Source organism: Furfurilactobacillus curtus, from assembly GCF_045862785.1.
In the GTDB taxonomy this organism is placed as follows: Bacteria; Bacillota; Bacilli; order Lactobacillales; family Lactobacillaceae; genus Furfurilactobacillus; species Furfurilactobacillus curtus.
Genome location: NZ_BQXO01000084.1, coordinates 1 through 355 on the forward strand (window position 1 = coordinate 1; position 355 = coordinate 355).

Sequence of the window (355 nt, forward strand, 5' to 3'; positions counted from 1 at the left end):
ATAATGGAGGACATATTAATGAAAAAATATTGGAAATATATAATCGCTGTGATGACAGTGTTGCTGATTGTTGTTGGTCTTACCGCTTGTGGAAAGTCTACAGCACAGGATTTGCAAAGTAATAAATGGTATCTCAACCAAAAAGGACAAAGCTACAAAACCCAATTTAATAAAAAAACAATGATTATTGAAAGCCCCTTGATGAATGTAAATGCCAATTATTCAGTCGGTAATACTTCTGGTAAAGAATATTTAAAAGTAAATACTGATGATGAGAAGAATCAAAAATTTGAATTAACTCAAATTAGCGATGGTTATAAAGCTAAAGCAATAAATAAAACTGCCAAAGCAGATG

Annotated in this window: 1 protein-coding gene; it reads left to right on the plus strand. The window is 31.0% G+C overall.

All coding sequences use genetic code 11. The features are described 5' to 3' along the window. Positions 1-18: 18 nt before the first annotated feature. Positions 19-355: hypothetical protein (locus ACKTR2_RS10570; protein ID WP_407885101.1), on the plus strand; the 337-nt coding region annotated here is incomplete at its 3' end.